General features: G+C 74.6%; 24 protein-coding genes and 1 tRNA gene. 19 read left to right on the forward strand and 6 right to left on the reverse strand.

What is annotated here, in order from left to right:
* The first annotated feature begins 505 nt into the window (after positions 1–505).
* The 10 genes from IPL61_18715 (at position 506) to IPL61_18760 (ending at position 5421) form a co-directional block, all read left to right on the forward strand.
* Positions 506–676, forward strand: coding sequence for a hypothetical protein (locus tag IPL61_18715; protein MBK9033275.1), 171 nt, complete (start codon positions 506–508; stop codon positions 674–676).
* A gap of 449 nt (positions 677–1125) precedes the next feature.
* Positions 1126–1536 (forward strand): hypothetical protein, encoded by a 411-nt coding sequence (locus IPL61_18720; GenBank protein MBK9033276.1) that lies wholly within the window; start codon positions 1126–1128, stop codon positions 1534–1536.
* A gap of 166 nt (positions 1537–1702) precedes the next feature.
* Positions 1703–1945 (forward strand): hypothetical protein, encoded by a 243-nt coding sequence (locus IPL61_18725; protein ID MBK9033277.1) that lies wholly within the window; start codon positions 1703–1705, stop codon positions 1943–1945.
* A 192-nt stretch (positions 1946–2137) separates the two neighbouring features.
* The gene (locus IPL61_18730; GenBank protein ID MBK9033278.1) at positions 2138–2617 is read left to right on the forward strand and encodes a hypothetical protein; all 480 of its coding nucleotides are present in this window, start codon (positions 2138–2140) and stop codon (positions 2615–2617) included.
* Complete coding sequence (locus IPL61_18735; GenBank protein MBK9033279.1) at positions 2614–3021, forward strand: hypothetical protein; 408 nt, start codon at positions 2614–2616, stop codon at positions 3019–3021. Before IPL61_18730 ends, IPL61_18735 begins: the two co-directional genes overlap by 4 nt.
* Positions 3022–3065: 44 nt before the next feature.
* Positions 3066–4190, forward strand: coding sequence for a hypothetical protein (locus IPL61_18740; protein MBK9033280.1), 1125 nt, complete (start codon positions 3066–3068; stop codon positions 4188–4190).
* Positions 4191–4258: 68 nt separating this feature from the next.
* Positions 4259–4447 carry a hypothetical protein gene (locus tag IPL61_18745; protein ID MBK9033281.1) on the forward strand — a complete coding sequence of 63 codons (189 nt, stop codon included), beginning with the start codon at positions 4259–4261 and terminating at the stop codon, positions 4445–4447.
* A gap of 28 nt (positions 4448–4475) precedes the next feature.
* Positions 4476–4646 carry a hypothetical protein gene (locus tag IPL61_18750; GenBank protein ID MBK9033282.1) on the forward strand — a complete coding sequence of 57 codons (171 nt, stop codon included), beginning with the start codon at positions 4476–4478 and terminating at the stop codon, positions 4644–4646.
* Positions 4647–4714: 68 nt separating this feature from the next.
* On the forward strand, positions 4715–4981 hold the full coding sequence (locus IPL61_18755; protein ID MBK9033283.1) for a hypothetical protein: 267 nt from the start codon (positions 4715–4717) through the stop codon (positions 4979–4981).
* Entirely contained in the window at positions 4951–5421 is a 471-nt protein-coding gene (locus IPL61_18760; protein MBK9033284.1) for a hypothetical protein, read from the forward strand. The genes IPL61_18755 and IPL61_18760 overlap by 31 nt, the downstream gene beginning before the upstream one ends.
* Positions 5422–5565: 144 nt before the next feature.
* Here the strand turns inward: IPL61_18760 and IPL61_18765 are convergent.
* Positions 5566–5637: transfer RNA gene (locus IPL61_18765), tRNA-Val, on the reverse strand.
* Positions 5638–5695: 58 nt separating this feature from the next.
* Complete coding sequence (locus IPL61_18770) at positions 5696–6637, reverse strand: hypothetical protein (GenBank protein ID MBK9033285.1); 942 nt, start codon at positions 6635–6637, stop codon at positions 5696–5698.
* A 24-nt stretch (positions 6638–6661) separates the two neighbouring features.
* Here IPL61_18770 and IPL61_18775 point away from each other — a divergent pair, with 24 nt between their 5' ends.
* The 3 genes from IPL61_18775 (at position 6662) to IPL61_18785 (ending at position 12578) form a co-directional block, all read left to right on the forward strand.
* Entirely contained in the window at positions 6662–7939 is a 1278-nt protein-coding gene (locus tag IPL61_18775; protein MBK9033286.1) for an AarF/ABC1/UbiB kinase family protein, read from the forward strand.
* Between the two features lie 50 nt (positions 7940–7989).
* A complete protein-coding gene (locus tag IPL61_18780) occupies positions 7990–8745 on the forward strand; it encodes a hypothetical protein (protein ID MBK9033287.1) in 756 nt (251 codons plus the stop codon).
* A gap of 314 nt (positions 8746–9059) precedes the next feature.
* On the forward strand, positions 9060–12578 hold the full coding sequence (locus tag IPL61_18785) for a CxxxxCH/CxxCH domain-containing protein (GenBank protein ID MBK9033288.1): 3519 nt from the start codon (positions 9060–9062) through the stop codon (positions 12576–12578).
* A 3-nt stretch (positions 12579–12581) separates the two neighbouring features.
* Here IPL61_18785 and IPL61_18790 read toward each other — a convergent pair whose 3' ends face one another.
* Positions 12582–13397 (reverse strand): hypothetical protein, encoded by an 816-nt coding sequence (locus IPL61_18790; protein ID MBK9033289.1) that lies wholly within the window; start codon positions 13395–13397, stop codon positions 12582–12584.
* A 176-nt stretch (positions 13398–13573) separates the two neighbouring features.
* Between IPL61_18790 and IPL61_18795 the strand changes: the two genes are divergently transcribed.
* From IPL61_18795 to IPL61_18815, 5 genes are all read left to right on the forward strand, one after another.
* A complete protein-coding gene (locus IPL61_18795; GenBank protein ID MBK9033290.1) occupies positions 13574–15346 on the forward strand; it encodes a serine/threonine protein kinase in 1773 nt (590 codons plus the stop codon).
* Positions 15334–16221 carry a hypothetical protein gene (locus tag IPL61_18800; GenBank protein MBK9033291.1) on the forward strand — a complete coding sequence of 296 codons (888 nt, stop codon included), beginning with the start codon at positions 15334–15336 and terminating at the stop codon, positions 16219–16221. Before IPL61_18795 ends, IPL61_18800 begins: the two co-directional genes overlap by 13 nt.
* Before the next feature lie 19 nt (positions 16222–16240).
* Complete coding sequence (locus tag IPL61_18805) at positions 16241–18055, forward strand: sigma 54-interacting transcriptional regulator (protein MBK9033292.1); 1815 nt, start codon at positions 16241–16243, stop codon at positions 18053–18055.
* 158 nt (positions 18056–18213) lie between these two features.
* Positions 18214–18705 (forward strand): hypothetical protein, encoded by a 492-nt coding sequence (locus tag IPL61_18810; GenBank protein MBK9033293.1) that lies wholly within the window; start codon positions 18214–18216, stop codon positions 18703–18705.
* Positions 18702–20477, forward strand: a complete 1776-nt coding sequence (locus IPL61_18815; GenBank protein MBK9033294.1) for a hypothetical protein — start codon at positions 18702–18704, stop codon at positions 20475–20477. The genes IPL61_18810 and IPL61_18815 overlap by 4 nt, the downstream gene beginning before the upstream one ends.
* A 181-nt stretch (positions 20478–20658) precedes the next feature.
* On the opposite strand, the gene der is transcribed toward IPL61_18815, so the two are convergent.
* Together der and era are read right to left on the reverse strand one after the other, a co-directional pair.
* On the reverse strand, positions 20659–22161 hold the full coding sequence (der, locus tag IPL61_18820; protein MBK9033295.1) for a ribosome biogenesis GTPase Der: 1503 nt from the start codon (positions 22159–22161) through the stop codon (positions 20659–20661).
* On the reverse strand, positions 22158–23096 hold the full coding sequence (gene era, locus IPL61_18825) for a GTPase Era (GenBank protein MBK9033296.1): 939 nt from the start codon (positions 23094–23096) through the stop codon (positions 22158–22160). Before era ends, der begins: the two co-directional genes overlap by 4 nt.
* Positions 23097–23181: 85 nt before the next feature.
* Here era and IPL61_18830 point away from each other — a divergent pair, with 85 nt between their 5' ends.
* Entirely contained in the window at positions 23182–23433 is a 252-nt protein-coding gene (locus IPL61_18830) for a hypothetical protein (protein ID MBK9033297.1), read from the forward strand.
* Positions 23434–23447: 14 nt separating this feature from the next.
* Here IPL61_18830 and IPL61_18835 read toward each other — a convergent pair whose 3' ends face one another.
* Entirely contained in the window at positions 23448–24860 is a 1413-nt protein-coding gene (locus IPL61_18835) for a hypothetical protein (GenBank protein MBK9033298.1), read from the reverse strand.
* Between the last annotated feature and the right edge of the window lie 57 nt (positions 24861–24917).

The following is a 24917-nucleotide window of genomic DNA, read 5'->3' on the forward strand; positions in this document are numbered from 1 at the left end:
GCTACGTCGACACCGGGAAGCCGCTGACCCATCGGAGCGGGCTGATTTCTTCGCGCAACAGAACGCGCCTGAGACGGACCTCACCCGGCCAGACGTCCTACCTGGGGTATGAGCGAGGCGTCCGCCGCCAGGGCGCGACGATCGTGTCGGGCCGGTACGTCGAACGCACCTACACCCTCGACCAGGCCACGGGCGAGCTCAACGTCACAAGCAGTCCGATGTCGACCAGCGACCCGAGGTGGGCGCAGCTGCAGGCGATCGAGGACGCGGCGCCGATCGATGACCTCGACGGCGCGCCCTACTCGGCCGACGCCCTGCGCGCCGGCGGAGGCAGTTCTAGTGCAGATCCTGCCGGTCATCCCATCGAAGGTCGACTACTCGTTCAGCACGACGCTGGACGGCGTCGACTACGCGTTCCGCGTGTACTGGAACAGCCGCGACGAGGCCTGGTACTTCGACGTCGCCGACGCTGACGGCGTGCCGATCGCCTACAGGGATCAAGGTCGTGATCGGCACGTACCTCGGGCGCACGTACAAGCACCGCCTGTTCCGCACCGGCGCGCTGGTCGCGATCGACCGTTCGGGCGCCGGGCGCGACGCCACGTTCGACGACTTCGGCCGGCGCGTGCTGCTCGTGCGCTACACGGCGCACGAGATCGTGGCGGCCCAGGGATGACCCTCCAGTGAGCCGCCGTGACGCTCCGATCTGATGAACCCCACGAAAGCGAGTAGCGACCATGTCCACCAAACCGACCACCGTCCCCACCTTCGCCAGCGGGCCGTCCGCGGACGTCGTCGAGCCCACGTCCGGGAAAAAGCTCCTGGGCTTCATCGCGGGCGAGAACCCGCCCGCCGAGTACTTCAACTGGCTGCACAAGTACACCGCCGCGTGGTGCCAGTACCTCAGCGACGGCGCGTTGTCGGGAAACCACACGATCGCCGGGTCGCTGGCGGTGTCGACGACGCTCGGCGTGACGGGCGACGCCGTGTTGGCGTCCGACCTCGACGTCGCCGGGCTCGCCACCGCGGGCGACCTGGTGGTGACCGGCGAGGTCGCCGCGGATCTGACGATGGGTGCGGGGTACAGCGTCGCCCCTCGACGGCGGGCGCTTCAAGGCCACCAGCGTGTCGGTGTCGTTCGTCCCTGTCGCCGGCGCCGTCACCGGATCCGTGGCCTACGACGCGACGAACCACTACGTCGCATCGTCGGGGCTCGGGACTTGGACGGTCGCCATCCCCGTCGAGGCGTTCACGAAGATCCGGGACATCACCGTCGAGGTCTATGGCAACGGGGCCTGCGCCATCACCGTCGACGCCATCCGCGCCGACGCCGCCGGCGTCAACACGTTCGCCAGCGCCAGCGCCACCCCCGGCGCCAGCTACACCACCATCGCGATCAGCGAAGCGACGATCGCCGCGAACTGGACGGTCCCGGGGCAGACGATCAGCGGGTTGGCCGCCATGCTCCTGAAGTTCACCTTCTCTGCGAGCGGTGGCCGGGTGCGCCGGATCTCGATCCTCGGGGATCGGGTGTAGCCGTGGCCGCGACGCCCACGCCGCGCCGCCGCGCCGATACCATCCGCCGGCCGATGTCCCCAAGCGCACGATCACCCACCGCCCCGAGCTGGCCCCGTCCTACGTCGCGGAGCTGCGCCGGCGCGTCGACGCGATCGGCTTTCTCGCGGTGGCCAGGGCCGGTGGGATGGGGCAAGCCACGTTGTGGCGCGTGCTGGCCGAGAACGCCGACCGCGCGCCGACCCTCGACGCGATCGAGCGGGTGCGCGCTGCCATCGCCAAGGCCGACCCGAGCGGGCCGCCGGTGCCGCCGCCGTTCGTGGCGATCCGCGGCGCGGACCATGCGGCCTGGTGTGAGGCTGGCGCGAAGATGAAGGCCGCCGACCTCGCCGCCGCGGTGGTCACGTTGAAGCGCAAGCGGTCCCACTAGCACTTCCCAAACCGGGAATCGCCACCGCGGGACCCGAAATCGAGCGCGGCCCACTTGCGGCGCCCGCCACGCTACCCATAATGGGTAGAGTACCAGATGAACCGAGGCGAGCCCCGAGGGCCGCCCGACCGCGCGCCGCCAACGGATGAGCGGCCGATCCATCGCATTGGCAGACACCCGAAGGAACCGACCGTGACCACCACCACCACCACCACGACCACCGCGACCACCGCGACCACCTCGACCACCGCGACCACGCCGGGCGGCCGGCCCCCACGCGCTCGCCGTCGAGGTGGCTTGATGCACCCGACCGCGGCCCTGGCCCTGGCCGTCGCGCTCGCGCTGGTGGCGCTGGTGGCGTGCGAGGTGGGCGAAGGTCTGCCCGCGCTCGGGGCGCCGTGCGAGTGCGCCGCCGGCTACCCCTGCGACGTCGACGCGTGCGGCGCGGGCGCCCGGTGCGAGTCCGGGACCTGCGCGATCCGCTGCGCCGACGAGAGCGGGTGTCCGATCGGCGCGGTGTGCCGATCCGGCTCGTGCGCCTACCCGTGCGAGACGCCCGCCGACTGCCCCGCCGGCCTCGACCAGTGCGACGGGACGTGCTTCGGCGGTCCGCTGCTGACGCGCGTCGATCGGGAAGCGGCGGCCGAGCTCGCCCGCGAGGTGGCCTCGTGACGCCGCTGCCCGACTTCGCCGCACGCGCGCACGCGATCGTCGGCCAGATCAACCGGCTGGCGACCGACCTGTTCAACGCGATCGACGCCCTGGAAGCCCCCGGCGCTGACGTGTTCTGGCCGGCCGACTGCCTCGAGGAAGCGCGGGCCGCGGTGCTTCGCGCAGTGGGTGGGCCGGCCGCGGCCGAGCGGGATGCATGCACCGCATGGGCTGCGCTGAACGCCGCGGTCGCCTCGGGTGACGCCCCCCGCCGCGTGCGCTACGCGATCGGCGCCGCCCTGTCGACCATCGCGGCGGCGGTCGGCGATGCCGGCTACAGCGTCGTCGGCCAGGGCCTCGCGCCCGATGGCGAGCCCCGTACGCTCGACGAGATCGGCGCGCCCGCCGCCGGCGGTGACGCGTGACGCGCGCCGAGCTCGGCGGCCGTTGGGTGCGACGCTGGGACGACTTGCTGGATCCGCGCCCGGTCGCGCCCGGCGTCTACCGGCGCAAGGCCGGGGGCTACCACGTCCGGGCGCGCTGGACCGACGGCCGCACCGGCCGCAAGTTCGAAGTGCGCCGCGTGGTGCCGCAGGCGAAGCGGCCCCACGATGCCGCGGCCTGGCTGGCCGCCGAGATCGATCGCGTCAAGGCGCGCAACGGGACCACCGCCCCCGCCGAGCTGCCGCGCTTCGCGGACTACGCCGCTACGATCTTCGATCGCGAGGTGGCCGAGGGTCGGATCGCCAGCGCGGCCGGCCGTGAGAAGTGGTCGACGATCCTTCGCGCCCACCTGGTGCCAGCGTTCGGCGATCTCTTCGTCGATCGGATCGTGTCCGCCGACGTCGAGGCCTGGAAGGGCACCTACGGCCGACGCATCCGCGCCGGCGAGGCCAAGCCGGCCACCGGCAACACCATCCTGTCGGTGCTGCGCGTGGTGACCGCCGCTGCCGCCGACGAGTTCGATCTCCGCGATCCGATGCGGCGCGTGCGGCCGTTCGACACCCGCGGTCACCGGACCTACACCGACGATTCGCCGAACTCCCTCGCGCCCGCCGATCTGCCCCGGTTCCTCGCCGCGATGCGGTCGCGGTTCCCGGGCCGCTACGCGATCACGTTGCTCGGGTTCGTGACGGGGCTGCGCCCGTCGTCGCTGCGCCCGCTGCGCCGGCGTGGCCCGTCGCCCGATCTCGACCTCGAGGCCGGCGTACTGCTCGTGCGGCAGTCGCACACCCGCCGGTGCGAGGTGATGCCGGCGACCAAGACCGGGCGCGACCAGCGGATCCGCCTCCCGGCCGAGCTGGTGACGGTGCTGCGCGATCACGTCGCCGCGCTCACCGGCCGCGCTGCCGCGTCGGACCCGGCTGTTCCCGAGCACCACCGGCGGGTTCCTGCCGGTCGAGGCCCTGGCCAAGCCCTTCGCCGAGTGCGGCGCGGCGATCGGCCTGGCCTACCGGGTGACCCCGCGGGCGATGCGCCGCACGATGCAGGACCTGGCGCGGGAGGCCGGCGTGTCCGACGTGGTGACCCGGGCGATCTCGGGCCACGCCACCGCGACGATGCAGCGGCACTACTCGACCGCCCGCGACCATGAGGTCGCCGCGACCCTGGCCGCGCTCGTGACCCGCGCGACCGCGCCCACCACACCCGAGGTGAACTGATATGGCCCACGACACAACCGAGGACGGGGCGCGCGCGGCCCGGGAAGAGCGCGCCGAGCTCCAACGCTGGATGGACGTCGGCGCGGCGCTGCGCCGTGCGGCGCCGGAGCTGTTCGAGTCGATGGTGCGCGCGGCCGAGGTGACCGCGGTCGCGATCCTGGACGCGCACGATGCCGCGGGGCACCCGTGAAGGTCGACGTGGCGGACCACGCGACCTGGTGCCGCGCGTCGGCCAGGCGCTCGCCAGGCTCGACGCGTCGGCGTTCTGCCGCCTGATGATCGCGGCGCAAGCGATCGTCGACATGCACGCGACGACCGACCCGGAGGCCGTGTTTGACGGGGCCGTGGCGATCCTCGACGCGTCCAACGGCGGCGGGTTGCCGTCATGAGCGCCCGTTCATCGAACGCCTCGACGATCTGGGCCGAGCTCGGGCGCACGATCCGGGGGCTGTCGGGCATGCCGCGCGGGAAGGCCAGGCCGCAGGGGGTGTACGCCACCACGGTCGCCGAACTGGCCGCGCGCGCCGAGTACCTTCGCGCGACGCCGCGGGTGGGGCTCGACTGGACCGCGATCGGCGCCGTCATTCGCGAGCGCGACACCAGCGCCGCCATCGCGGCGACGCTGGCACTGGCACGCGCGGTCGCGGCCGGCGGCGATCCGGCGGCCGAGCTCGAGAGCTGGCGATCGGTGGTGTGGTGCGACCTGGCGGCGCGGCCGAGGTGACCAGCTGGAACCGCACCGGCGCCGAGCTGGCGAAGGTCGACCCGGCGCGGTTCGCGCGCCTACTCGACATCGCATCCAGGATCGTCGCAGGCGACCCCGATCCCGGTGCGGCCCGCGTCGGTGCGGCCCGCGTCGGTGCGTGGCGCGAGATCGGCGCGCGCCTGGCCGAGCTCGATCCCGTGCGGTTCGGGAAGTTGCTGGCGGCCGCCGATGACTTCGTCATGGCCTACCGCGGCAACCCGGTCCCGCCACCGATCGCCACGACGCCAGTGCTGGCGCCGCCGCCGCGCGCGCGCCGTGGTCGAACGCCGCCGCGACTCGACGCCCCCGGGCCGGTCGTGTGGGCGACCGCTGAAGCCGCGACCGTGGGCGCGCTGGCGCTGCGCGCGGGCTGCGCGACCTTCGCCGGCTGGGGCTTCACCCGGAAGGTCACCGCGTGATGACCGCGCCACCGCGTGAGGGCTCGCCCGGCGGGGTGCCTCGCAGAAAGTGGGGAGGTCCGCGGGGAGGTGGGGCCTGCAGCGCCCCCGGCACCGCCGCCCCCAATCGCCGCAACCGCCCGACATCCCCGCCCTATCGTGTCGTTGGTGTGCACGGGATTGAACCGTGGACCCCTACCGTGTCAAGGTAGTGCTCTGCCACTGAGCTACACACCAGGAGTCGCTCGCGAGTGGCTTCGCGAGGGCCTTCTGGTAGCTGGCGGCGCCCGTAGAGTCAAGGGCCTGGCTGAGATTTTGGTGGCGCAGATCGCCCGCCGCCGAAATCGATCGACACGCCGAGTTCGGCGGTCACGCTGTAGGGCTCGGCGTCGAGGGGGACCTGGGAGGCAGTAGCGGGCTGGCTGGTGACCCCGAGCAACTCGACCGCGGGGATCAAGTGCACGCGGCGCGTGACTGACAGCGTCGCACCGACCCGGACGCCCCCGACGCCGTAGGCCGTGAGATCGGCGCCGCGATCGAAGGTGCCGGACCAGGACACATTGCGCGCGCCGACGCCGGCCTCGAAACAAGCCAGCAGCGGGCGCCAGGCGCCGCACGCCACGAACATGAGCTCGGCGTTGTACGAGCTGAACCGGGTCGGGAACTCCTCGTCCGCGTCCGGTGTCTCGGCGTCCCACAGGATCCGGCCGCGGCCGCCGGTCGACCACGGGCCGCTGATGCGGCGGACGCTCAGGGCCATCGTCGGGGCCGCGGTCGGGTTGGCGCCGACGGTGCGACCGACGGCCGCCTCGAGGGTGGACTCGGGCGGGCGCGTTTCGCGCGGGCTCGGCGCCTCGCCCGGGGCGGTGACCGGCGGCGGCAGGTCGGTGAACAGCACGACCAGCGCGTCGGCCAGGCGCGCGGTCGCGACCAGGCAGTGATCGACCGGCGGGTACAGGCGGCTGGTCGCCGCCGCGCCCGGCTCGATGATCGTCAGCTCGGCCACGAAGCCCTCGGGCGACTCGCGCACGCGGGCGATGGCCAGGACCGCGCCGTCGACCGCGAACCGCGCCGACGGCCGCCGCTCGGTCACCTCGGCCCGCACGGTCGCCTCGTCGACGCACGCGTCGGGCGCCTCGTACGTGAGCGCGATCGCCCGATCGTCGGCGGCGGCCACGCCCGCGGTCAGCGCCAGGAGCCCCGCCACCACCACCCCACTCCGCCGTTGCTGCGCCATCAGGCCGCTGATACTACACCAGCCATGCGCGCCCTTCGCTTCGCCGGTCGCGGGCTGTGGATCGCGCTCCTGTTGCTGTTCCACGGCGCGGTGTGGCTGATCGGCTGGCTGGTGATGTTGCTCAGCTTCCGCGGCAAGGCCGCGCGCCAGGCGTGGTTCGGGCGCCGCCTGGCGGCGCTGCTGATCGGCCTCGGCGCGACCTTCGTCAAGGTCGGGCAGATCATGTCGACCCGCCCCGACCTGTTCCCGCCGCACATCATCGGCGCGCTGACCCGGCTGCAGGACGACGTCGGCGCGTTCGCGTGGCGCCACGTCGAGCGCGCGTTCCGCGAGGACTTCGGCCGGGGGCCCGACGAGCTGTTCGCGCGCTTCGACCGCGCGCCGGTGGCGTCGGCGTCGGTGGCGCAGGTGCACAAGGCCGAGCTGGCCGACGGCACCGCGGTCGCGGTCAAGGTCCGGCGCCCGGGGCTGCCGGACCTGGTGGCGTTCGACCTGACGGTGATGCGGCTCTTCGCCCGGGTGATCGCGCTCGCGCCGTCGGCGCGGCTGCTGGCCCCGGTCGAGAGCGTCGACGAGTTCGGCCGCGCGATCCGCGCGCAGATCGATCTGTCGGTCGAGGCCGCCAACAACGCGCGGTTCGCCAAGAACTTCGCCAGCGATCCCGACGTCGCGTTCCCGCGGCTGCACCCGAAGCTGTGCTCGCCGCGGGTCCTGACGATGGACTTCATCGTCGGCGCCAAGGTGCTCGACGCGCCGCGCGCGCAGGGCGCCGACGCCACCCGCCTGGCCAAGATCGGCTTCCGGACGCTCCTGCAGATGGTCTTCGCCGACGGCTTCGTCCACGCCGACCTGCACCCCGGCAACATCCTGGTCGACCGCGACGCCAAGGTGGTGCTGCTCGATCTCGGCCTGACCGCCGAGCTCGACGAGCGCGCCCGGCGCGCGTTCGCGGCGTCGTTCGCCAGCTGGGCCACCGGCGACGGCAAGACCATGGCCAAGCTGATGGCCGAGTTCTCGCCGTCGGCCAAGGTCCGCGACTACGCCGCCTACGAGGCCGACGTGATCGCCTTCGTCGGGCGCTACCTGGGCAAGCCCCTGGGCGAGGTGCAGGTGTCGACGGTGGCGCTCGACATGATGAACATCCTGCGCACCCACCGCGTGCGCGTGAACGCGACCTACACCATGTGCAACGTCGCGATCGCGGTCACCGAGGGCATCGGCAAGCAGCTCGATCCCGACCTCGACCTGATGCGCGAGGCGCTGCCGTTCTTCGCCACGCTCAAGTCCGCCGGCCGGCTGTAGCCGTAGTAGCGTCGCGCGGCCGCGGCCCAGCCGCCGTCGGTCCCGGTGCCATGTCCAAGCTCCTCGGTTCGCACGCACGCAGGTTCGCCCTCGGGCTGGTCGCCGCCACGGCCTGCGGCGGCGACGACGCCCCCGCCGCCGACGCCGCCCCGGACGCGCCGATCGACGCCGCGCTCGACGCGCCGATCGACGCGCCGCCCAACGCGCCGCCGGAGGTGGCCGCGACGATCACCGCGCCGCCGACGCTGCTCGCCGGCGACCGCGCCGCGCTCGCGATCACCGCCACCGACGCCGACGGCGACGCGCTGACCTACGCGTGGACCCAGGTGACGCCGGCCGCCCCCGGCACCTGGCCCGACGGCCAGGCCGCGAGCGCCAGCGCCTGGGTGTCCCCGGCGATCGCGACCGACACCTCCTTCACCCTCGCGGTCGAGGTCAGCGACGGCGTGAACCCGCCGGTGACGCGCACGGTGACGCTCGCGGTGGTCGTGCCGCACTTCACCGACGTGCAGGCGGTGTTCGACGGCGCGCAGTGCACCGCCTGCCACGGCATGCAGGGCGGGCTCACGCTCGCGGCGTCCGGCAGCTACGCTGCGCTCGTCGGCGTCACCACCAACAACGCGGCGTGCGCGACGCTGGCGCGGGTCGCGCCGGGCGCCCCCGACGACTCGGCGCTGGTGCGCAAGATCGAGGGGACGACCTGCGGCACCCGCATGCCCCTGAGCAACCCGACCTACTTCGACATGTACCCGGGCCTGATCGTCCGGGTGCGCTCGTGGATCGCGGCCGGCGCGCTCAACAACTAGGGGCAGCGGGCCGGCGCCGCGAGGGACCGCGCGGGGCGCGCAGCCCCACGACGCGAGACGCCCGCCGCGTGCACCAGCGCTCGACCGACCTACGTCCGAGCGCTGAGCCGGCGCGCGCCGCGCTGTCCGCTCGTTGCACACGCGCGCGGGACCGCCCGATCGGCGCGCGCGCGCGCGCGCGAACTCTGCGACGCTGCGGCGGCCTGATCGGTCGATCGCGCAGGTCGTGCGCGGATCCGCGCCGCGCCGATCTCGACGGTGCGGCGCGCTGTCTCAGGCCCCACCACGGCGCCGAGGTTGCAACGCGCTGAGCCATGAGGCGCGTGCTCCCGCTCGCGATCTGTGTCCTCGCCGCCTGCGGCGGCAGCTCCAGCACCCCCGTCGACGGCGCCCTGCCCGACGCGCCCGAGCTCGACGGCGCGGTCGACGCCGCGGTCGACGCGCCGATCGACGCCGAGATCGACGCCGCGCCCGAGCCCGCGTGCTGGACCTGCCACGGCGACGTCGCCTCCCCGGCCCCGCCGCTCGACACCACCGGCAACTCGAGCCCCCTGGCCCGCGGCGTCGGCGCCCACCGGGCCCACCTGACCACCGACAGCATCTGGCACCGCGACGTCACGTGCGAGGACTGCCATGTCGTCCCGCCGACCCGCGACTCGCTGGGGCACATCGACACCGCCCTGCCGGCGGAGCTGGTGTGGAGCCCGCTGGCGTCGGCCGACGGCGTCGCGCCGAGCTTCGACGGCGCCGCATGCACCAGCTACTGCCACGGCGCCAGCCTCACCGGCGGCACCCACTCGACGCCGCGCTGGGCCTCGGGCGAGGCCGGCCAGGCCGCGTGCGGCACCTGCCACGGCCTGCCGCCGGGCCCGCCGCACCCGGCCGCGACCTGGTGCAGCCCGTGCCACCCGTCGGTCGACATCCGCACGCCCTTCCTGGCGCCGGCCAACCACATCGACGGCATCGTCGAGCTCAACCCGCTGGCGTGCGACTCGTGCCACGGCTCGGCCGGCGACCCGTCGCCGCCCAACGGCGTCACCGGCGCCACCTCGACCACCGCCCGCGGCGTCGGCGCCCACCGCAGCCACCTGCGCGCGGCGACCTGGCACGCGCCGGTCGCGTGCAGCGAGTGCCACACCGTGCCCACGACGATCGGCGCCGCCGGCCACGCCGACACGCCGCTGCCCGCAGAGCTGACGTTCGGCGCGCTCGCCACCGCCGCCGGCGCCACGCCCAGCTTCGACGGCGTCACGTGCACCAACGCCTACTGCCACGGCGCGACGCTCGCGCCCGGCGGCAGCGACACCACCCCGACGTGGACCACCGTCGACGGCACCCAGGCCGCGTGCGGCACCTGCCACGGCCTGCCGCCCGGCGGCGTCCACCCGTCGGTCAGCGGCCCCGTCCCGGCCGCCTGCGCCGCGTGCCACAGCGCGGTGATCGCCGCCGACGGCTCGTTCGCCAACCCCGCGCTGCACATCGACGGGATCGTCGAGGTGGTCGCGACCAGCTGCGACGCGTGCCACGGCTCGGCCGCGAACCCGGCGCCGCCGCGCGGCCTCGGCGGCGAGACCGCCACGACCGCGCGCGCGGTCGGCGCGCACCAGGCCCACCTCGGCGCCGCCACGTGGCACGGGCCGATCGCGTGCGAGGAGTGCCACCGGGTCCCCGCGACCCCGCTCGCGATCGGCCACCTCGACACGCCGCTGCCGGCCGAGCTGACGTTCGGGCCGCTGGCGACCGCCGATGGCGCCGCGCCCGCCTTCGACGGCGTCACCTGCACCAGCGCCTACTGCCACGGCGCCACGCTCGCGCCCGGCGGCAGCGACACCACGCCGACCTGGACGATCGTCGACGGCAGCCAGGACGCGTGCGGCACCTGCCACGGCCTGCCGCCGGGCGGCCCGCACCCGACCGTGACCGGCACGCCGCCGGCGTCGTGCGCGCCGTGCCACGGCGCGGTGATCGCCGCGGGCGGCGGGTTCGCGAACCCGGCCCTGCACATCGACGGCGTGGTCGAGGTGTCGGCGACCGCGTGCGACAGCTGCCACGGCAGCGGTGGCGACCCGTCGCCACCGCGCGACGTCAGCGGCAACCTCGCGACCACGGCCCGCGGCGTCGGCGCCCACCGCAGCCACCTGGGGGCGTCGACCTGGCGCGCGCCGATCGCGTGCACCGAGTGCCACGCGGTGCCGACCTCGATCGACAGCGTCGGCCACCGCGACACGCCGCTGCCGGCCGAGCTGACCTTTGGGCCCCGGGCCCGCGCCGACGGCGCCGCGCCGACCTTCGACGGCGTCACCTGCGCTGACGCCTACTGCCACGGCGCGACCTTGCGCCCGGGCGGCACCGACACGACGCCGACCTGGACCGTCGTCGACGGCAGCCAGGCCGCGTGCGGCACCTGCCACGGCCTGCCCCCGGGCGGCGGCCACCCGCCGGTCATCGGCGCGGCCCCGGCCGCGTGCGCGGCCTGCCACGACGCGGTGATCGCGCCCGACGGCAGCTTCGCCAACCCGGCGCTGCACGTCGACGGCGTGGTCGAGGTGCGGAGCCTCACCTGCGACGCGTGCCACGGCGGCGCCGGCGATCCGTCGCCGCCGCGCGACGTCAGCGGCAACCTCGCGACCACGGCCCGCGGGGTCGGCGCCCACCGCAGCCACCTCCGGTCGTCGACCTGGCGCGCGCCGATCGCCTGCACCGAGTGCCACCGCGTGCCGGCGACGATCCTGGCGGCGGGTCACTTCGACACGCCGCTGCCGGCCGAGCTGCGGTTCGGCGCCACCGCGCGCGCCGACGGCGCCAGCCCGAGCTTCGACGGCGCCCGCTGCGCTGACGCCTACTGCCACGGCGCCACGCTCCTGCCCGGCGGCAGCAACCACACGCCGACGTGGACGACCGTCGACGGCAGCCAGGCCGCGTGCGGCACCTGCCACGGCCTGCCGCCCGGCGGCGCGCACCCGGCGGTCGGCGCGCCGGTCCCGCAGGCGTGCGGCATGTGCCACGCCGCGGTCGTGTCGCTGGCCGGCGGCTTCGTCGCGCCGGCGCTGCACCTCGACGGCGTGGTCGAGACCGCGTCGCCGCACCCGGGCGGCTGGGCCGCGCCGAGCGCGCACGGCGCCGCGGCCAACGACGGCGGCCTCGCGGCCTGCCAGGCCTGCCACGGCGCCGACCTCCGCGGCGGCATGAGCGCGGTGTCGTGCACCTCGTGCCACGCCGACTGGGAGACCCGGTGCACGTTCTGTCACGGCGGCACCGACAACCTGACCGGCGCGCCGCCGGCCGGCGTCGGCGGCGAGCTCCTGCGCAGCACCGTCGCGGTCGGCGCGCACACGCTCCACGTCGGCGCGACCACGATCCACGCCGCCTGGGACTGCACCCGCTGCCACGTCAAGCCGACGTCGGTGTTCTCGCCCGGCCACATCGACGGCGACGGCCGGGCCGAGGTCCGGTTCGACGGCCTCAACCCGATCGCGACCTACACGCTCGCCACCGCCACCTGCGGCGCCACCCACTGCCACGGCAACGGCCGCACCGACAACGGCGGCGCGGCCTGGACCACGGACCCGGTCATCACCTGCGCGTCCTGCCACAACGACGCCACCACGCCGTCGACCAGCTTCACGATGTCGGGCGAGCACCGGCGCCACGTCAAGTCACAGAACATCGCGTGCCAGGAGTGCCACGCGACCGTCGTCGGCGCCGGCAACGTCATCGTCGGGCTGAGCCTGCACGTCGACGGGATCAACCAGGTGGCCCTGCGCCAGCCCGGCACCTGGACGGCGGCGACCAGGCGCTGCGATCCGGCGTGCCACGGCGCCGAGACCTGGTGACGACTACCCGCGGCCGCGCCGGCGCCGGCGCCGCGCCAGCATCGCGGCGGCGACCGCGAGCACCGCCGCGCCGTCGGGCGTCGCGCCGGTCGTGCAGCCACACGCGGCGCCGCCGCCGGGGTCGAGGTCGAGGAAGCGCTGGTTGCCGTCGAGCGCGGCCGCGTCGGCGGGCGCGTCCAGGCGCTGGGCGTCGACCACCAGCGCGTCGACCCCGGCGTCGAGGCGGGGCCCGTCGACGCCGGCGTCGGCCGGATCCCACGGCGAGCCGTCGTTGGGCCGGCGCGGGGTCGGCGACTCGACCCGCCAGTCGACCGCGACCACGTCGGTCGCCGCGATCCGGGCCAGCGCCAGGCCGGCCGGCGGCGGCACCGCCGCGCTGGCGTCGTCGGGGCCGAACAGATCGCGCACCGGCGCGGCGACCGCGCCCCAGCGCACGCAGTCGTAGCGGGTCGCGCTCGACACCAGGCACACCTGGCCGGCGTCGAGATCGAGCGGCGGCACCAGGCTGCCGTCGGCGCCGGTGGCGAACTCGGCCTGGGCCGCGGGCGTGGCCAGGAGCAGGTAGCTGCCGGCGGCCAGGCAGGTGGCGCTGGCGAACGGCGCGACGTCGCCGAGCACCGCGCCGGCGGCGTCGTAGCTGACCACCCGCGTCGACGGGAACACGCACGCCGCGGCCGTGGCCTCGAGCTCGACGTAGCGCGCCGCCGGATCGCCGCTGCCAGCCGCGGTCGCGACCTCCGACAGGCGCACGTCGGCGAGGTCGGCCGCCGCCGGCGCCGCGGCCGCCGCCAGCGCGATCACGGTGGCCGGCCAGCGCATGCGGCATCCTACCTGGGTTCGGGCCCGCGACGCTGATGTCACGCCCGGGTTGCGAGAGCCGCGGCCCGGGGCCTAGGATGGCCGCGGGTTAGACAACCCTCCCGGCTTGACGGCAGTCCTAGCCCGAAGCCGCCTCGCCGTGACATGGTTGTCACGGTGCCGCCCGCCCCGCCCCCGTGATCGACGTCGGACAGGTCCTCGACAAGTACGAGCTCCTGGCGCGCGTCGGCCAGGGCGGGATGGCGGTCGTCTATCGCGGGATCGATCACTCGCTCAAGCGCGAGGTCGCGGTGAAGGTGCTGCACCGGCACCTGGCCGAGCACGCCGAGGCCCGCGACCGGTTCGAGCGCGAGGCCCACGCGGTCGCCAAGCTCCGCCACGAGAACATCCTCGAGATCTTCGCGTACTCGGGCAAGGAGTCGCCCGAGAGCTACATCGTCACCGAGTTCATCGACGGCGCCACGCTCAAGCAGTTCGTCACCGACCACCCGCCGCGGTTCGCCGAGATCGGCGCGATGGTCGTGGCCGAGATCGGGCGGGCGCTGGCCCACGCCCACGGCCACGGCGTGCTGCACCGCGACGTCAAGCCCGAGAACGTGATGATCCGCTCGGACGGCGTGGTCAAGCTGACCGACTTCGGCATCTCGCAGATGGTCGACGCCCAGCGCATGACCGTCACCGGCCAGCTGCTGGGCTCGCCCGCGTACATGTCGCCCGAGCACGTGCTGGGCCACGAGCTCGACTTCCGCACCGACGTGTTCGCCGCGGGGATCGTGCTGTACCAGCTCACCGTCGGCAAGCTGCCGTTCGACGGCAAGAACCCGCACGAGATCCTGAAGCGGATCGCCGAGTGCAAGTACGTCGATCCGCGGCAGGCCAACCCCCGCGTCGGCGGCGAGCTCGGGCGGATCATCGTCAAGGCGATGGCGGCCGACCCGGCCGATCGCTACCCCACGATGACCGCGATGGTGGCCGATCTCGAGGGCTACCTCGACGGCTCGGGCCTGGGCACGCCCAAGGACGAGCTGGCCCGCTACTTCGCCGCGCCGGCGGTCTACGAGGTCGCGCTGGGCCAGCGCCTGGTCGATCACCTGCTCCGGCGGGCCAAGGCCGAGCTCCCGACCCGCCACGCGCTCGCGCTCGACCTGCTCGATCGGGTGCTGACGATCGACCCGGACCACGAGGGCGCGCGGCTGCTGCTGGCGTCGATCGAGCGCCGGCACCGCTGGCGGCGGGTCGCGGTCGGGGTCGGGCTGGTCGTGCTCGCGGGCGGCGGCGGCTGGGGCCTGCGCCACGCGCTGCGCGGCGGCGCGACGCCGCGCCCGGCGATCGACGCCGCGGTGGCCGCCGACGCCGCGGTCGACGCGCCCCCGCCGGTCGACGCCGGCGCGCTCGACGCCGGCGACCTCGACGCCTCCGCCGAACCGATCGACGCCGACGTCGACGCGCCGATCGACGACCCGGGCCCGCGCCGCGCCGACGCGCACGCGTTGCTGCCGGCGCCGCCCGAGGACGCCGCGGCGGCGCGCACGTTCACGCTGTCGGTGTCGCCGCCCGACGCCGAGGTCCGGATCGGCGAGGGCCCGTGGCAGCGCTACCTCGGCGGCCACGCCGAGCTGCCGGCGCCGACCGCGGCGACCGGGCGGACCGTGCGCCGCGACGACTGCTGCGAGCCGAGCCAGCGCCGGGTCGGCCCCGAGTCGGCCGGCGGCCGGATCGCGATCGCGCTCGGGTTCTTGCCGGCCCAGCTCACGCCACGGTGCGCGCGCGCCGACGTCCAGGTCGAGATCGACGGCCACACCGCGCGCCTCGACAAGCCGACGCTGATCACGTTCGGCGGCGCGCTGACCCAGCGTCAGGTGACGGTGCGGTTCATCGGTGACACCATCACGAGCCAGAAGGTCACCGTGCGCTACGCCGAAGCCAAGGAGGTCACGTGCGCGCCCTAGCCGGGCTCGCGCTCATGGCGGTCGCGGCCGTGGCCGCGGTGGCGCCCGCCGCCGACGCGGCGACGCCGGCCGAGGACCTGGCCCGGGCCCGGGCGGCGTTTCGCCAGGGCGAGTACGGCGCCGCGATCCCGCTCTTGAGCTACCTGCTCTACCCGGCGCCGCGGCTGGCCCGGGCCGAGGACCTGCTCGAGGCCCACGTGCTGCTGGGCGTGTGCGCGTTCGAGACCGGCGACCGGGCCACGGCCAGCCGCGAGTTCGAGGAGGCCCTGTACCTGCAGACCGACCTCACGCTCGACACCGTCCTGTTCTCGGCCGACGCGGTCCGCTACTTCGACGAGCAGAAGGCGCTCGTGGCCGAGCGCGCCCGGCTCGACGCCGAGCGCCGGCGCATCGCCGAGGAGAACGAGCGCTACAAGCGGCTGCTGGCGTCGATGGTCGTGATCGAGACCCGGCCCTACTACATCAACTTCGTGCCGTTCGGCGCCGGCCAGTTCCAGAACGGCCAGCCGGGCAAGGCCATCGCGTTCGCGGCCAGCCAGGGCGTGACCGGCGCGGTGTCGGCCGGCATCTGGCTCTACCTGGTCGGCACCTACGGCATCAACGGGGTCGTGCCCGACGAGGACAACCAGTTCGTGCGCCGCCTCGAGGCGATCGAGATCGGCGCCGGCGTCGCCTGCCTGGGCCTGATGGCCTGGGGCATCGTCGACTCGCTGCGCCACTACCAGCCGTCGGTGCAGCGCAAGCCCGACGAGTCGCTGCTGCCGCCCGAGCTGCGGCGCAAGGATCCGCCGCCGCCCAAGCCGACCAGCCGGCTCGAGCTGACCCCCACCCTCAGCCCCGACGGCGCCGGCCTCAGCGTGCGCCTGCAGTTCTGATCCGCCTCGACGAGGACCCATGCCATCGCTCCGCCTCACCGCCCCCGGACGACCACCGACGGTCTACCACCTGTACAAGAAGATCACGTCGATCGGCTCGGGGCCCGACAACGACGTCGTGCTGCCGGACCCGCTGGTCGGCGACACCTACGCGTCGATCCACTTCGACGGTCAGACCTACACGATCACGACGATGGCGCGGAAGGCCGAGGTCATCGTCAACGGCAAGAAGCGCGGCAAGCACAAGCTGTCCCACGACGACAAGCTGGTGATCGGCAGCTGCGAGCTGCGGTTCGCGCTGATCGACGAGGCGCCGCCGATCGAGGAGGAGGCCGCCCAGACCGTCGCCGACCTCGACGCCTACGCCAAGCTGTTCGACTTCTCCGAGAAGCTGATGCAGAAGCGCGACCTGACCGAGCTGCTCGACACGCTCATGGATCTGGTCATCGAGATCACCAACGCCGACAAGGGCTTCCTGATCCTGATGGAGGGCGACACGCTCGACGTCAAGATCGCGCGCAACCTGCGGCGCGAGAACATCGCCGACGCGGTCAGCCAGCTCTCGGACTCGATCGTGGCCAAGGTCGTCGCCAGCCGGCGCCCGGTGATCATCTCCGACGCCATGAACGACCACGAGTTCGCGGCCGCCAAGAGCGTCATGCAGCTGCGCCTGTCGAGCGTGATCTGCGTGCCGCTGCTCGACCGCGGCCGGCTGCTCGGGATCATCTACGTCGGCAACGACTCGATCGTGAACCTGTTCCAGGAAGCGACGATGCGGGTGCTGACGGTGTTCTCGGCCCAGGCGTCGCTGATCGTCTCGAACGCGCTCCTGCTCAACGAGCTGCAGGTCGACAACCGCAAGCTGGCCGAGCGGCTCGAGGCGGTCCGGTTCGGCGAGATCGTCGGCACCAGCCCGCCGATGCAGTCGGTCTACCGCAAGGTCGAGAAGATCGCGCCGACCGACATCTCGGTGCTGATCACCGGCGAGACCGGCACCGGCAAGGAGCTGATCGCGCGCGAGATCCACACCCGCTCGCCGCGCGCCGGCAAGCCGTTCATCACGATCAACTGCGGCGCGATCCCCGAGAACCTGCTCGAGAGCGAGCTGTTCGGCCACGTCAAGGGCGCGTTCACCGGCGCGGTCGCCAACAAGCTGGGCAAGTTCCAGGCGGCGCACCGCGGCACGCTGTTCCTCGACGAGGTCGGCGAGATGCCGCTCGAGCTGCAGGTCAAGCTCCTGCGCGCGATCCAGGAGCGGGTCGTGGTCCGGGTCGGCGACACCCGCTCGGAGTCGGTCGACATCCGGATCCTGACCGCGACCAACCGCGACCTCGAGAAGGAGATCGCCGGCGGCCGGTTCCGCGAGGATCTCTACTACCGGCTCAACGTCGTCAACCTGCAGCTGCCGCCGCTGCGCGCCCGCGGCGAGGACGTCATCGTGATCGCGCGCTACCTGCTGTCGCGCTACACCCGCGAGTTCGACGCCAAGGTGAAGGGCTTCTCGCCCAACGCCACCGTGGCGATGCGCAAGCACGCCTGGCCCGGCAACATCCGCGAGCTCGAGAACCGCATCAAGAAGGCGATCGTGCTGGCGGAGTCGACGGTGATCGGCCCCGACGATCTGGGGCTGTCGGCCGAGAACCTGCCGTCGATCCTCACGCTGGCCGAGGCCAAGGACAAGTTCCAGCGCGACTACATCAACGAGGTGCTCGCCGTGAACAACGGCAACCGCACCAAGACCGCGCGCGATCTCGGCGTGGATCCGCGCACGATCTTCCGCCACCTCGAGAAGGAGGCCGGCGGCGACGCCTTCGACGAGGGCGCGCTCGAATGAGCCCGCGGCCGGCGCCCGCGACGGCGCCCGGGATCGGCCCGGGATCCGTGACATCGGTGCCGTACCTGGGGTCCGCGTCGGCGCGGTCCGCACTGGGTAAGCACCTGATGACAAAGGCGAATGCCTCGATGGCGCGCGGCGTGCATGGTCTTGCGCTCGTGCTCCTCGCCACCCTCGGCGGCTGCGTGATCCCGCCGCCGCTCCAGACCGACCAGCCCGACGCCGGCGCCAACCACCCGCCGTCGCTCCGGTCGGTGCGCGACGGCAACGGCGAGGAGCTGGTCCGGCCCGGGCCGCACACGTTCGTGGTCGGCTCCGGCGAGCTGCGCATCACCGCGTCGGACACCGACGTCGGCGACACGCTCTTCTTCCGGATGTACGTCGACTACGGCATCGAGCGGCAGACCCCGGTCCGCGCCGAGTGCATGGCCGCGCCCGGCCCGACGCCGACGCTCGAGCGCACGACCACGTGCTCGCTGATCGGCGTCTGCTCGGACGATCTGGCCGACACGCTCACGCACGTGTTCGAGCTCGACGTGCTCGACCGCCAGCCGGCCAGCACCGCCACCCGGATGTACCGCGACGTGACCGCGCCCGGCGAGATCGCGACCTTCTGGTGGAACATCATCTGCGAGCGGGCCGCGTCGTGAGGACCCGCCTGGCCGCCGCGCTCGCGCTGGCGCTGGCCGCGTGCCTGCCGGCCGCGGACTCGCCCCAGGCGTCGGTCGAGTGCGAGGTCCAGGCGGACTGCAACGGCGCCGCCGGCGAGGTCTGCGACGTCGGCGTGTGCTGGGGTGACCCGCCGACCGGCCGGTACTCGGCGCTGGTGACGCCGCCGACCGAGCTGCGCGGCGCGCTGGTCAAGACCGCGATCGCCGACCTGACGATGGCCGCCGACGGCACGCTCGGCAACGGCATCGATCAGGCGCTGATCCTCGACGCGGCGGTGACCGTGCGCGGCACCGTCACGATCCCGTGCCCGCCGACGGGGCCCGCGTGCGTCGAGCGCTTCCCGCTGCCGGGGCAGGTCCGGTTCAGCCGAGCGCCGGCGTTCCCGGGCGGCCCCAAGGTGGCCGAGGTCGCCGAGGTCGCCGACGACGGCACCTACCAGGTCGCGCTGGCGCGGCCGCGCGCCGGCGCGCCGCTCGACTACATGGTCACGTTCACCCCGGCGACGCAGCCGCGCACGCCGGGCGGCCGCGTCGCCGCCGAGTTCCTGGCGCCGGCGATGCTCGACCGCCAGTTCTCGAGCGACGACATCGATCTCGACACCGGCACGATCCAGTTCGACCTCGATCTCGACCCGGCCCAGCAGCGGGCGATGGCCGGGCAGCTCACGCGGCCGGTGATCGACGGGCCGGTCGCCGGGTGGCGGGTCGTGGCCGAGGTGGTCACCAACCCCGTCGTCGGCGCCCGCCAGGTGGTCTCGACCCTGGCGATCACCGACGAGGCCGGCATGTTCGAGCTGCGCCTGCCGACCGGCACCGACGTCGTCGACGTGCTGCTGTCGCCGCCGCTCGCGGCCGACATCGACCACCGCCCGTCGGTGCGCATGCGCGACGTCGTGGTCAGCGCGTCGATGCCGGCGGTCGACGTGCCGCTGCTGGGACAGCCGGTCGAGGCCACGATCGCGGTCACCGGCGTGGCCGGCGCCGGCGGCACCGTCGCGGTCGACGGCGCCACCGTCGTGGTCCGGCTCGACCGCATGCTCGGCGGCGGCCGCGAGCTGACCGTCGAGGCCCGCACGACCTCGATCGGCGGGACCGCCACGCTGCTGCTGTTCCCGCTGCTCGAGAGCCAGCCGCTCGTGTACACGGTCGACGTGCTGCAGCCGCCCAACGGCGAGCTGGCGGCGCACTACGGCGAGACCCTGACCCCGGCGCTGGGCGGCCTGGCGGTGGCGCTGCCGCGCCGGCGCGTCCTGGTGGGCCGGGTCCGCGACTTCGAGGGCCGCGGCGTCGCCGGCGCCACCGTCACCGCCGCGGTCTCGGCCGCCTCGCTGTGCGTGCTGTCGTCCGACGCCAGCCGGATCGCGCTGGGCCAGGCGCCGGCCCAGGCGACCACCACCAGCAAGGGCGAGTTCACGCTCTACGTCGACGGCGATCTGGCCGGGGTCGAGCTGACCTACGACGTCACGGTCCGCCCGAGCACCACCGACCTGCGGCCCGAGTGGACCTTCCTCGAGGTGTCCCCCGACGGCGCCGGCGACCTCGACCTGCCCGACGCCGCCCACGTGCGCGGGCTGGTGCTCGCCGCCAACCACGGCCCGGTCGCCAACGCCGCGCTGACGGTCTACGAGCAGCTCGACGAGAGCCCCGGGTGCGTGTCGGCGCTCGGCACCGGCGCGACCGCGGTCGTGCGCGGTCGCGGCGCGTCCGACGACGTCGGCAGCGCGGCGGTCGTGCTGCCGCGCTCGCCCTGACCCGCGCCGGCGTCGGCCCGGGCCGCGGCGGTCGTGCGGTCGCGCTCGCCCTGACCCGCGCCCCCCAGCGTCCTCCCGGGCCGCCGCGGTCGTGCGGCCGCGCTCGCCGCGCCCCGCGCCCGAAACCCTACCGGCCGCGGTCGTGCGGCCGCGCTCGCCGTGACCCGCGCCCGAACCCGGGCTACGCCCGATCGTTGTCGCCGCGGCTGTCCTTGGCGCGCGTGAACACCCGGATCGGCGTGCCCTTGAAGCCGTAGCGCTTGCGCAGCTGGTTGGCGAGGAAGCGCCGGTACGCCGGCGACACGCCGCCCACCGCGCTGACCTTGAGCACGAACGTCGGCGGCGCCACCGCGGCCTGGGTCAGGTAGTAGATCCGCACCGACTTGCCGCGCCAGATCGGCGGCGGCACGGTCTCGCACACCTCGGCGAAGAACCGGTTGAGCTCGGAGGTCGTGATCCGCCGGCCGTGCTGGGCGGCGACCTTGGCGACCGCGTCCATCAGCCGGTCGACGCCGTCGCCGCGCTCGGCCGAGACCATCACCGTCGGCGCCCAGGTCACGAAGTGGAAGTTGTCGGCGGTGGCGGCGCGCACCGCCTCGGCCGCGCCGCTGCCGCGCACGAGGTCGCTCTTGTTGAGCGCGATCACCAGGGCCTTGCCGGCCTCCTCGGCCGCGCCGGCGAGGCGCGCGTCCTGCTCGCTCGGCCCGACCGCCGCGTCGATCACCAGCACGACCACGTCGGCGCGCTCGATCTGCCCGAGCGCCATCGTGACCGCGAGCTTCTCGACGTCGGCCTCGACCCGGGCCTTGCGCCGGATGCCGGCGGTGTCGACCAGGATGTAGTCGTGGCCCGCGAACGACAGCGGCGTGTCGACCGGATCGGTCGTCGTGCCCGGCTGGTGATGCACCAGCGAGCGCTCCTCGCCGAGCAGCCGGTTGCACAGCGACGACTTGCCCGCGTTGGGCTTGCCCAGGAGCGCGATCCGCACCGGCCCGGCGTCGGCGTCGGCGCGGTGGGGACGACGGCGGCGCGTCACCCGCGCCGGCGCGGGCGCGTCCTCGTCCTCGGCGGCGTCCTCGTCGTCCTCGAGCACGTCCTCGTCGTCCTCGTCGTCCTCGACCTCGTCGTCGCCCTCGACCGCGTCGTCGTCGGGGGCCGGCGCCGCGACGGCCGGGGCCGGCGCCGTCAGGCCCAGCACGCTGACGATCTGCTCGAGCAGGCGGTCGAAGCCGCGGCCGTGCGCCGACGAGACCGCGAACGGCTCGCCCAGGCCGAGGCTGTAGAAGTCGGCGACCTCGACGTCGCGCTTGGGCGAGTCGATCTTGTTGACCGCGAGCACGACCGGCTTGCCGGTGGCGCGGATGACCCGGGCGACCTCGGCGTCGAGCGGGGCCAGGCCGGCGGCGCCGTCGACCACGAGCACCAGCGCGTCGGCCTCGTCGATCGCGCGCCAGGCCTGGCGGTGGATGCCGCGGCCGATCACGTCGCCCTCGGCGGCGGGATCGAGCCCGCCGGTGTCGATCACGCGCACGACCGCGCCGAAGTACTCGAACTCGCCGTAGCGACGATCGCGGGTCAGGCCCGGGGTGTCGTGGACCAGCGCGGGCCGGCCGCCGACCATGCGGTTGAACAGGGTCGACTTGCCCACGTTGGGGCGGCCGACCAGGGCGATGGTGGCGGTCATGACTCTCCCCGATACCCGAAGCGCCGGATGGCGGCGTCGGCGGTGGTCCACGCCGGCGCGATCTTCACCAGGAGGCTGAGGTGCACCGCGCAGCCGAACAGCTCACCCAGCGCGAGCCGGGCGGCGACGCCCAGCTCCTTGATGCGCTGGCCGCCGCGGCCGATCACGATCGCCTTCTGCGAGTCGCGCTCGACCGCGATGTAGGCGCCGATCGACAGGTCGCCGCGATCGTGCTCCTCGAAGCGCTCGATCACCACCGCGGCGCTGTACGGCAGCTCCTTGCCGAGCTGTCGGAACAGCTGCTCGCGGATCAGCTCGGCGGCGAGGAACGGCTCGGCGCGATCGGTGACCATGTCGGTCGGGAACATCGCCGGGCCGACCGGCAGGCGCGCCGCGATCGTCGCGACCAGGCGCGGGACGTTGTCGCCGGTGCTGGCCGCGATCGGCACCACCTCGATCGGCGTGGCGCGGCCCTGGCCCCAGGCGTACCAGCTCTCGATCAGCGGCAGCAGGTCGGGCTTGTGGACCCGATCGACCTTGTTGAGCGCGACCACCAGGCTCGAGCCGGCGATCGTCGCGACCAGCTCGGCGGCGTCGGGCTCGGCCAGGCGCCCGGGGCGGGCGGCGCGGCCCTCGCTGGCGTCGATCACCAGCAGCGTGACGTCGCCGTCGGCGGCGGCGGCCAGCGCCTCGTCGCGCATGAAGCGGCGCAGCGCGCCCTTGCCGTGCTGGATGCCGGGCGTGTCGACGAAGCAGATCTCCACGTCGGGGCCGCGGTGGATGCCGAGGATGCGGTTGCGCGTGGTCTGCGGCTTGGGCGACACGGCGACCAGGCGCTTGCCGACCAGGCGGTTGAGCAGCGTCGACTTGCCGACGTTCGGCAACCCGACGATCGCGCAGCTACCAGCGCGGAGGTGGGTCGCAGGGGCGGTCATGGGGGACCGCGTATAGCGCGGGCGCCACGCCGGCACAAGCCGCCGAAAACTGGACCTGCACAACCGCCTGGCCGACCCTGGCCCCGTGGTCCCGCTCGTCCTCGCGCTGGCGTCGCTCGTCGCGGTCGCCCTGCCCGCTCCCGGCATGTTCGTGGCGCTGGGGCTCGGCATCGGCGGGGTCGGCCTGGGCCTGCGGGGGGCCCGGCGCGGCGCGGGCCCGGCCCGGCTCGCCGCCACCGCCGGCGCCGCGGTCGCGCTGGTCGGCGCCGGGCTCGCGGCGGCACGGTTCGCGGTCACGCTGCTCGCGCTCGATCGCCTGGTCGCCCTGGCCGGCTGAGGCCGCCGCGAGGCTCAGCGCCCGACGACCATGACCCAGGTCGCGGCGCCGACGACGCCGAGAACGACCAGCACCGCGGCGACCCCACGGGCGAGCGCCTTGCGATCGACCGTGGCCAGCATCTCGCGCAGCTCCATCGCGCGGCGATCGTCGGTGGCGATCGCCAGATCGGCGGCGTCGAGCACGGCCAGCGCCGACGCCAGCGACGTCGGCCGCTCGATCGCCAGCTCGCTGCCGAGGTCGCGCAGGGCCCGATCGCGCTGCTTCTCGAGATCGGCGACGCCACGCTCGATGACCCGTCGGGTCGCCGCGACCGCGCCGAGCTCGTCGGCCGCGCGCTCGCCGGCGGCGATGATCGCGGCCTTGGCGTCGGCCAGGCGGCGCTGGGCGTCGGTGCGATCGGCCTCGAGCCCGGCGATCCGGGGCGTCAGCGCGGCCAGCTGCGCCGCCAGCGCCGGCTCGTCGCGGGCGATCGCGACCCGCTCGGCCCGCAGGGTCGCGATCTCGGCCTCGACGCCGGCGCGCTCGGCCTTGCCGCGCATCGCCACGGCCTTGGCCTCGTGGGCGCGCAGCGCGTCGTCCTGACGGGTCAGGGTCGCGCGCAGCGCGTCGCCCTGCTTGCGCACGCCCTCGGCCTCGCGCTCGAGCGGGGCCAGCCGGCCAGCGATCGCGACCAGCTCGGCGTCGATCGCGCGCACCGCCTCGTGCTGCTTGTCGAGCTCGCCCTTGTGGTTGCGCTCGATCGCGGCGGCGTCGGCGTCGGCCGCGGCCGCCTGGCCCGAGCGCCCGGCCCGCGCCTCCTCGAGCTCGGCCAGCGCGTCGCGCGCCGCGACCATCCGCGCGCTGGCCAGCCCGGGGTCGGCGACGCCGTCGGCGCCGAGCGCGATCAGCGCGCGCTCACGCTCGGCCTGGCGGGCCGCGAGCGCGCCCTCGAGGCGGCGCAGCTCGCGCCGGGACGCGGCGCTGCCGAACAGCACGGTCGCGACGTACGCGACGTCGCCGCTCAGCCCGCGACGGCGACGAAACGTCGCGCGCACCGGCAGCGACGCGCCGGCGACGACCGGCGCGCGCGCAGCCTCGGCCAGGACGATCGCGTCGCCGCGCGGATCGACCCGGGTGTCGTCGTCCCGCTCGGCGTCGGTCGGATCGGCGCGGCTCGCGATGATGACCGGCGGCAGCTCGGTCGACGGGGCGACGGGCGGTGGCGCCGACGGGCGATCCCGGCGCGGCGGGAGCGGCGGCGGACGGGTCGTCGCCGAGGTGCGCGCTGGCGATGCGGCTGGTGTGGGCGGTGTGGGTGCGGCGGGTGCGGTGGGTGCGGGCGCGGGGTCGGCCGGCCGGTCGGGCACATCCCAGCCACCCGCGAGGCGATCGATCCGCGCTCGGGTATCGTCGCTGGCGCGTCGCGACGGATCCTTCTCACCCACGTGCGGACCATATCACGGGCCCGCAGGCGCGGAATTCGCGGTCGCGATCTCGCAACC

The sequence above is a fragment of the Myxococcales bacterium genome, assembly GCA_016717005.1.
In the GTDB taxonomy this organism is placed as follows: domain Bacteria; phylum Myxococcota_A; class Polyangia; order Haliangiales; family Haliangiaceae; genus UBA2376.

Excerpts from the sequence above, each read along its gene's own strand:
- der (MBK9033295.1), bottom strand. The coding sequence starts at position 22,161 with ATGACCGCCACCATCGCCCTGGTCGGCCGCCCCAACGTGGGCAAGTCG.
- IPL61_18770 (MBK9033285.1), bottom strand. The coding sequence starts at position 6,637 with ATGGCGCAGCAACGGCGGAGTGGGGTGGTGGTGGCGGGGCTCCTGGCG.
- era (MBK9033296.1), bottom strand. The coding sequence starts at position 23,096 with ATGACCGCCCCTGCGACCCACCTCCGCGCTGGTAGCTGCGCGATCGTC.
- IPL61_18790 (MBK9033289.1), bottom strand. The coding sequence starts at position 13,397 with ATGCGCTGGCCGGCCACCGTGATCGCGCTGGCGGCGGCCGCGGCGCCG.
- IPL61_18725 (MBK9033277.1), top strand. The coding sequence starts at position 1,703 with ATGGGGCAAGCCACGTTGTGGCGCGTGCTGGCCGAGAACGCCGACCGC.
- IPL61_18805 (MBK9033292.1), top strand. The coding sequence starts at position 16,241 with ATGCCATCGCTCCGCCTCACCGCCCCCGGACGACCACCGACGGTCTAC.
- IPL61_18775 (MBK9033286.1), top strand. The coding sequence starts at position 6,662 with ATGCGCGCCCTTCGCTTCGCCGGTCGCGGGCTGTGGATCGCGCTCCTG.
- IPL61_18755 (MBK9033283.1), top strand. The coding sequence starts at position 4,715 with ATGCCGCGCGGGAAGGCCAGGCCGCAGGGGGTGTACGCCACCACGGTC.
- IPL61_18780 (MBK9033287.1), top strand. The coding sequence starts at position 7,990 with ATGTCCAAGCTCCTCGGTTCGCACGCACGCAGGTTCGCCCTCGGGCTG.
- IPL61_18745 (MBK9033281.1), top strand. The coding sequence starts at position 4,259 with ATGGCCCACGACACAACCGAGGACGGGGCGCGCGCGGCCCGGGAAGAG.
- IPL61_18785 (MBK9033288.1), top strand. The coding sequence starts at position 9,060 with ATGAGGCGCGTGCTCCCGCTCGCGATCTGTGTCCTCGCCGCCTGCGGC.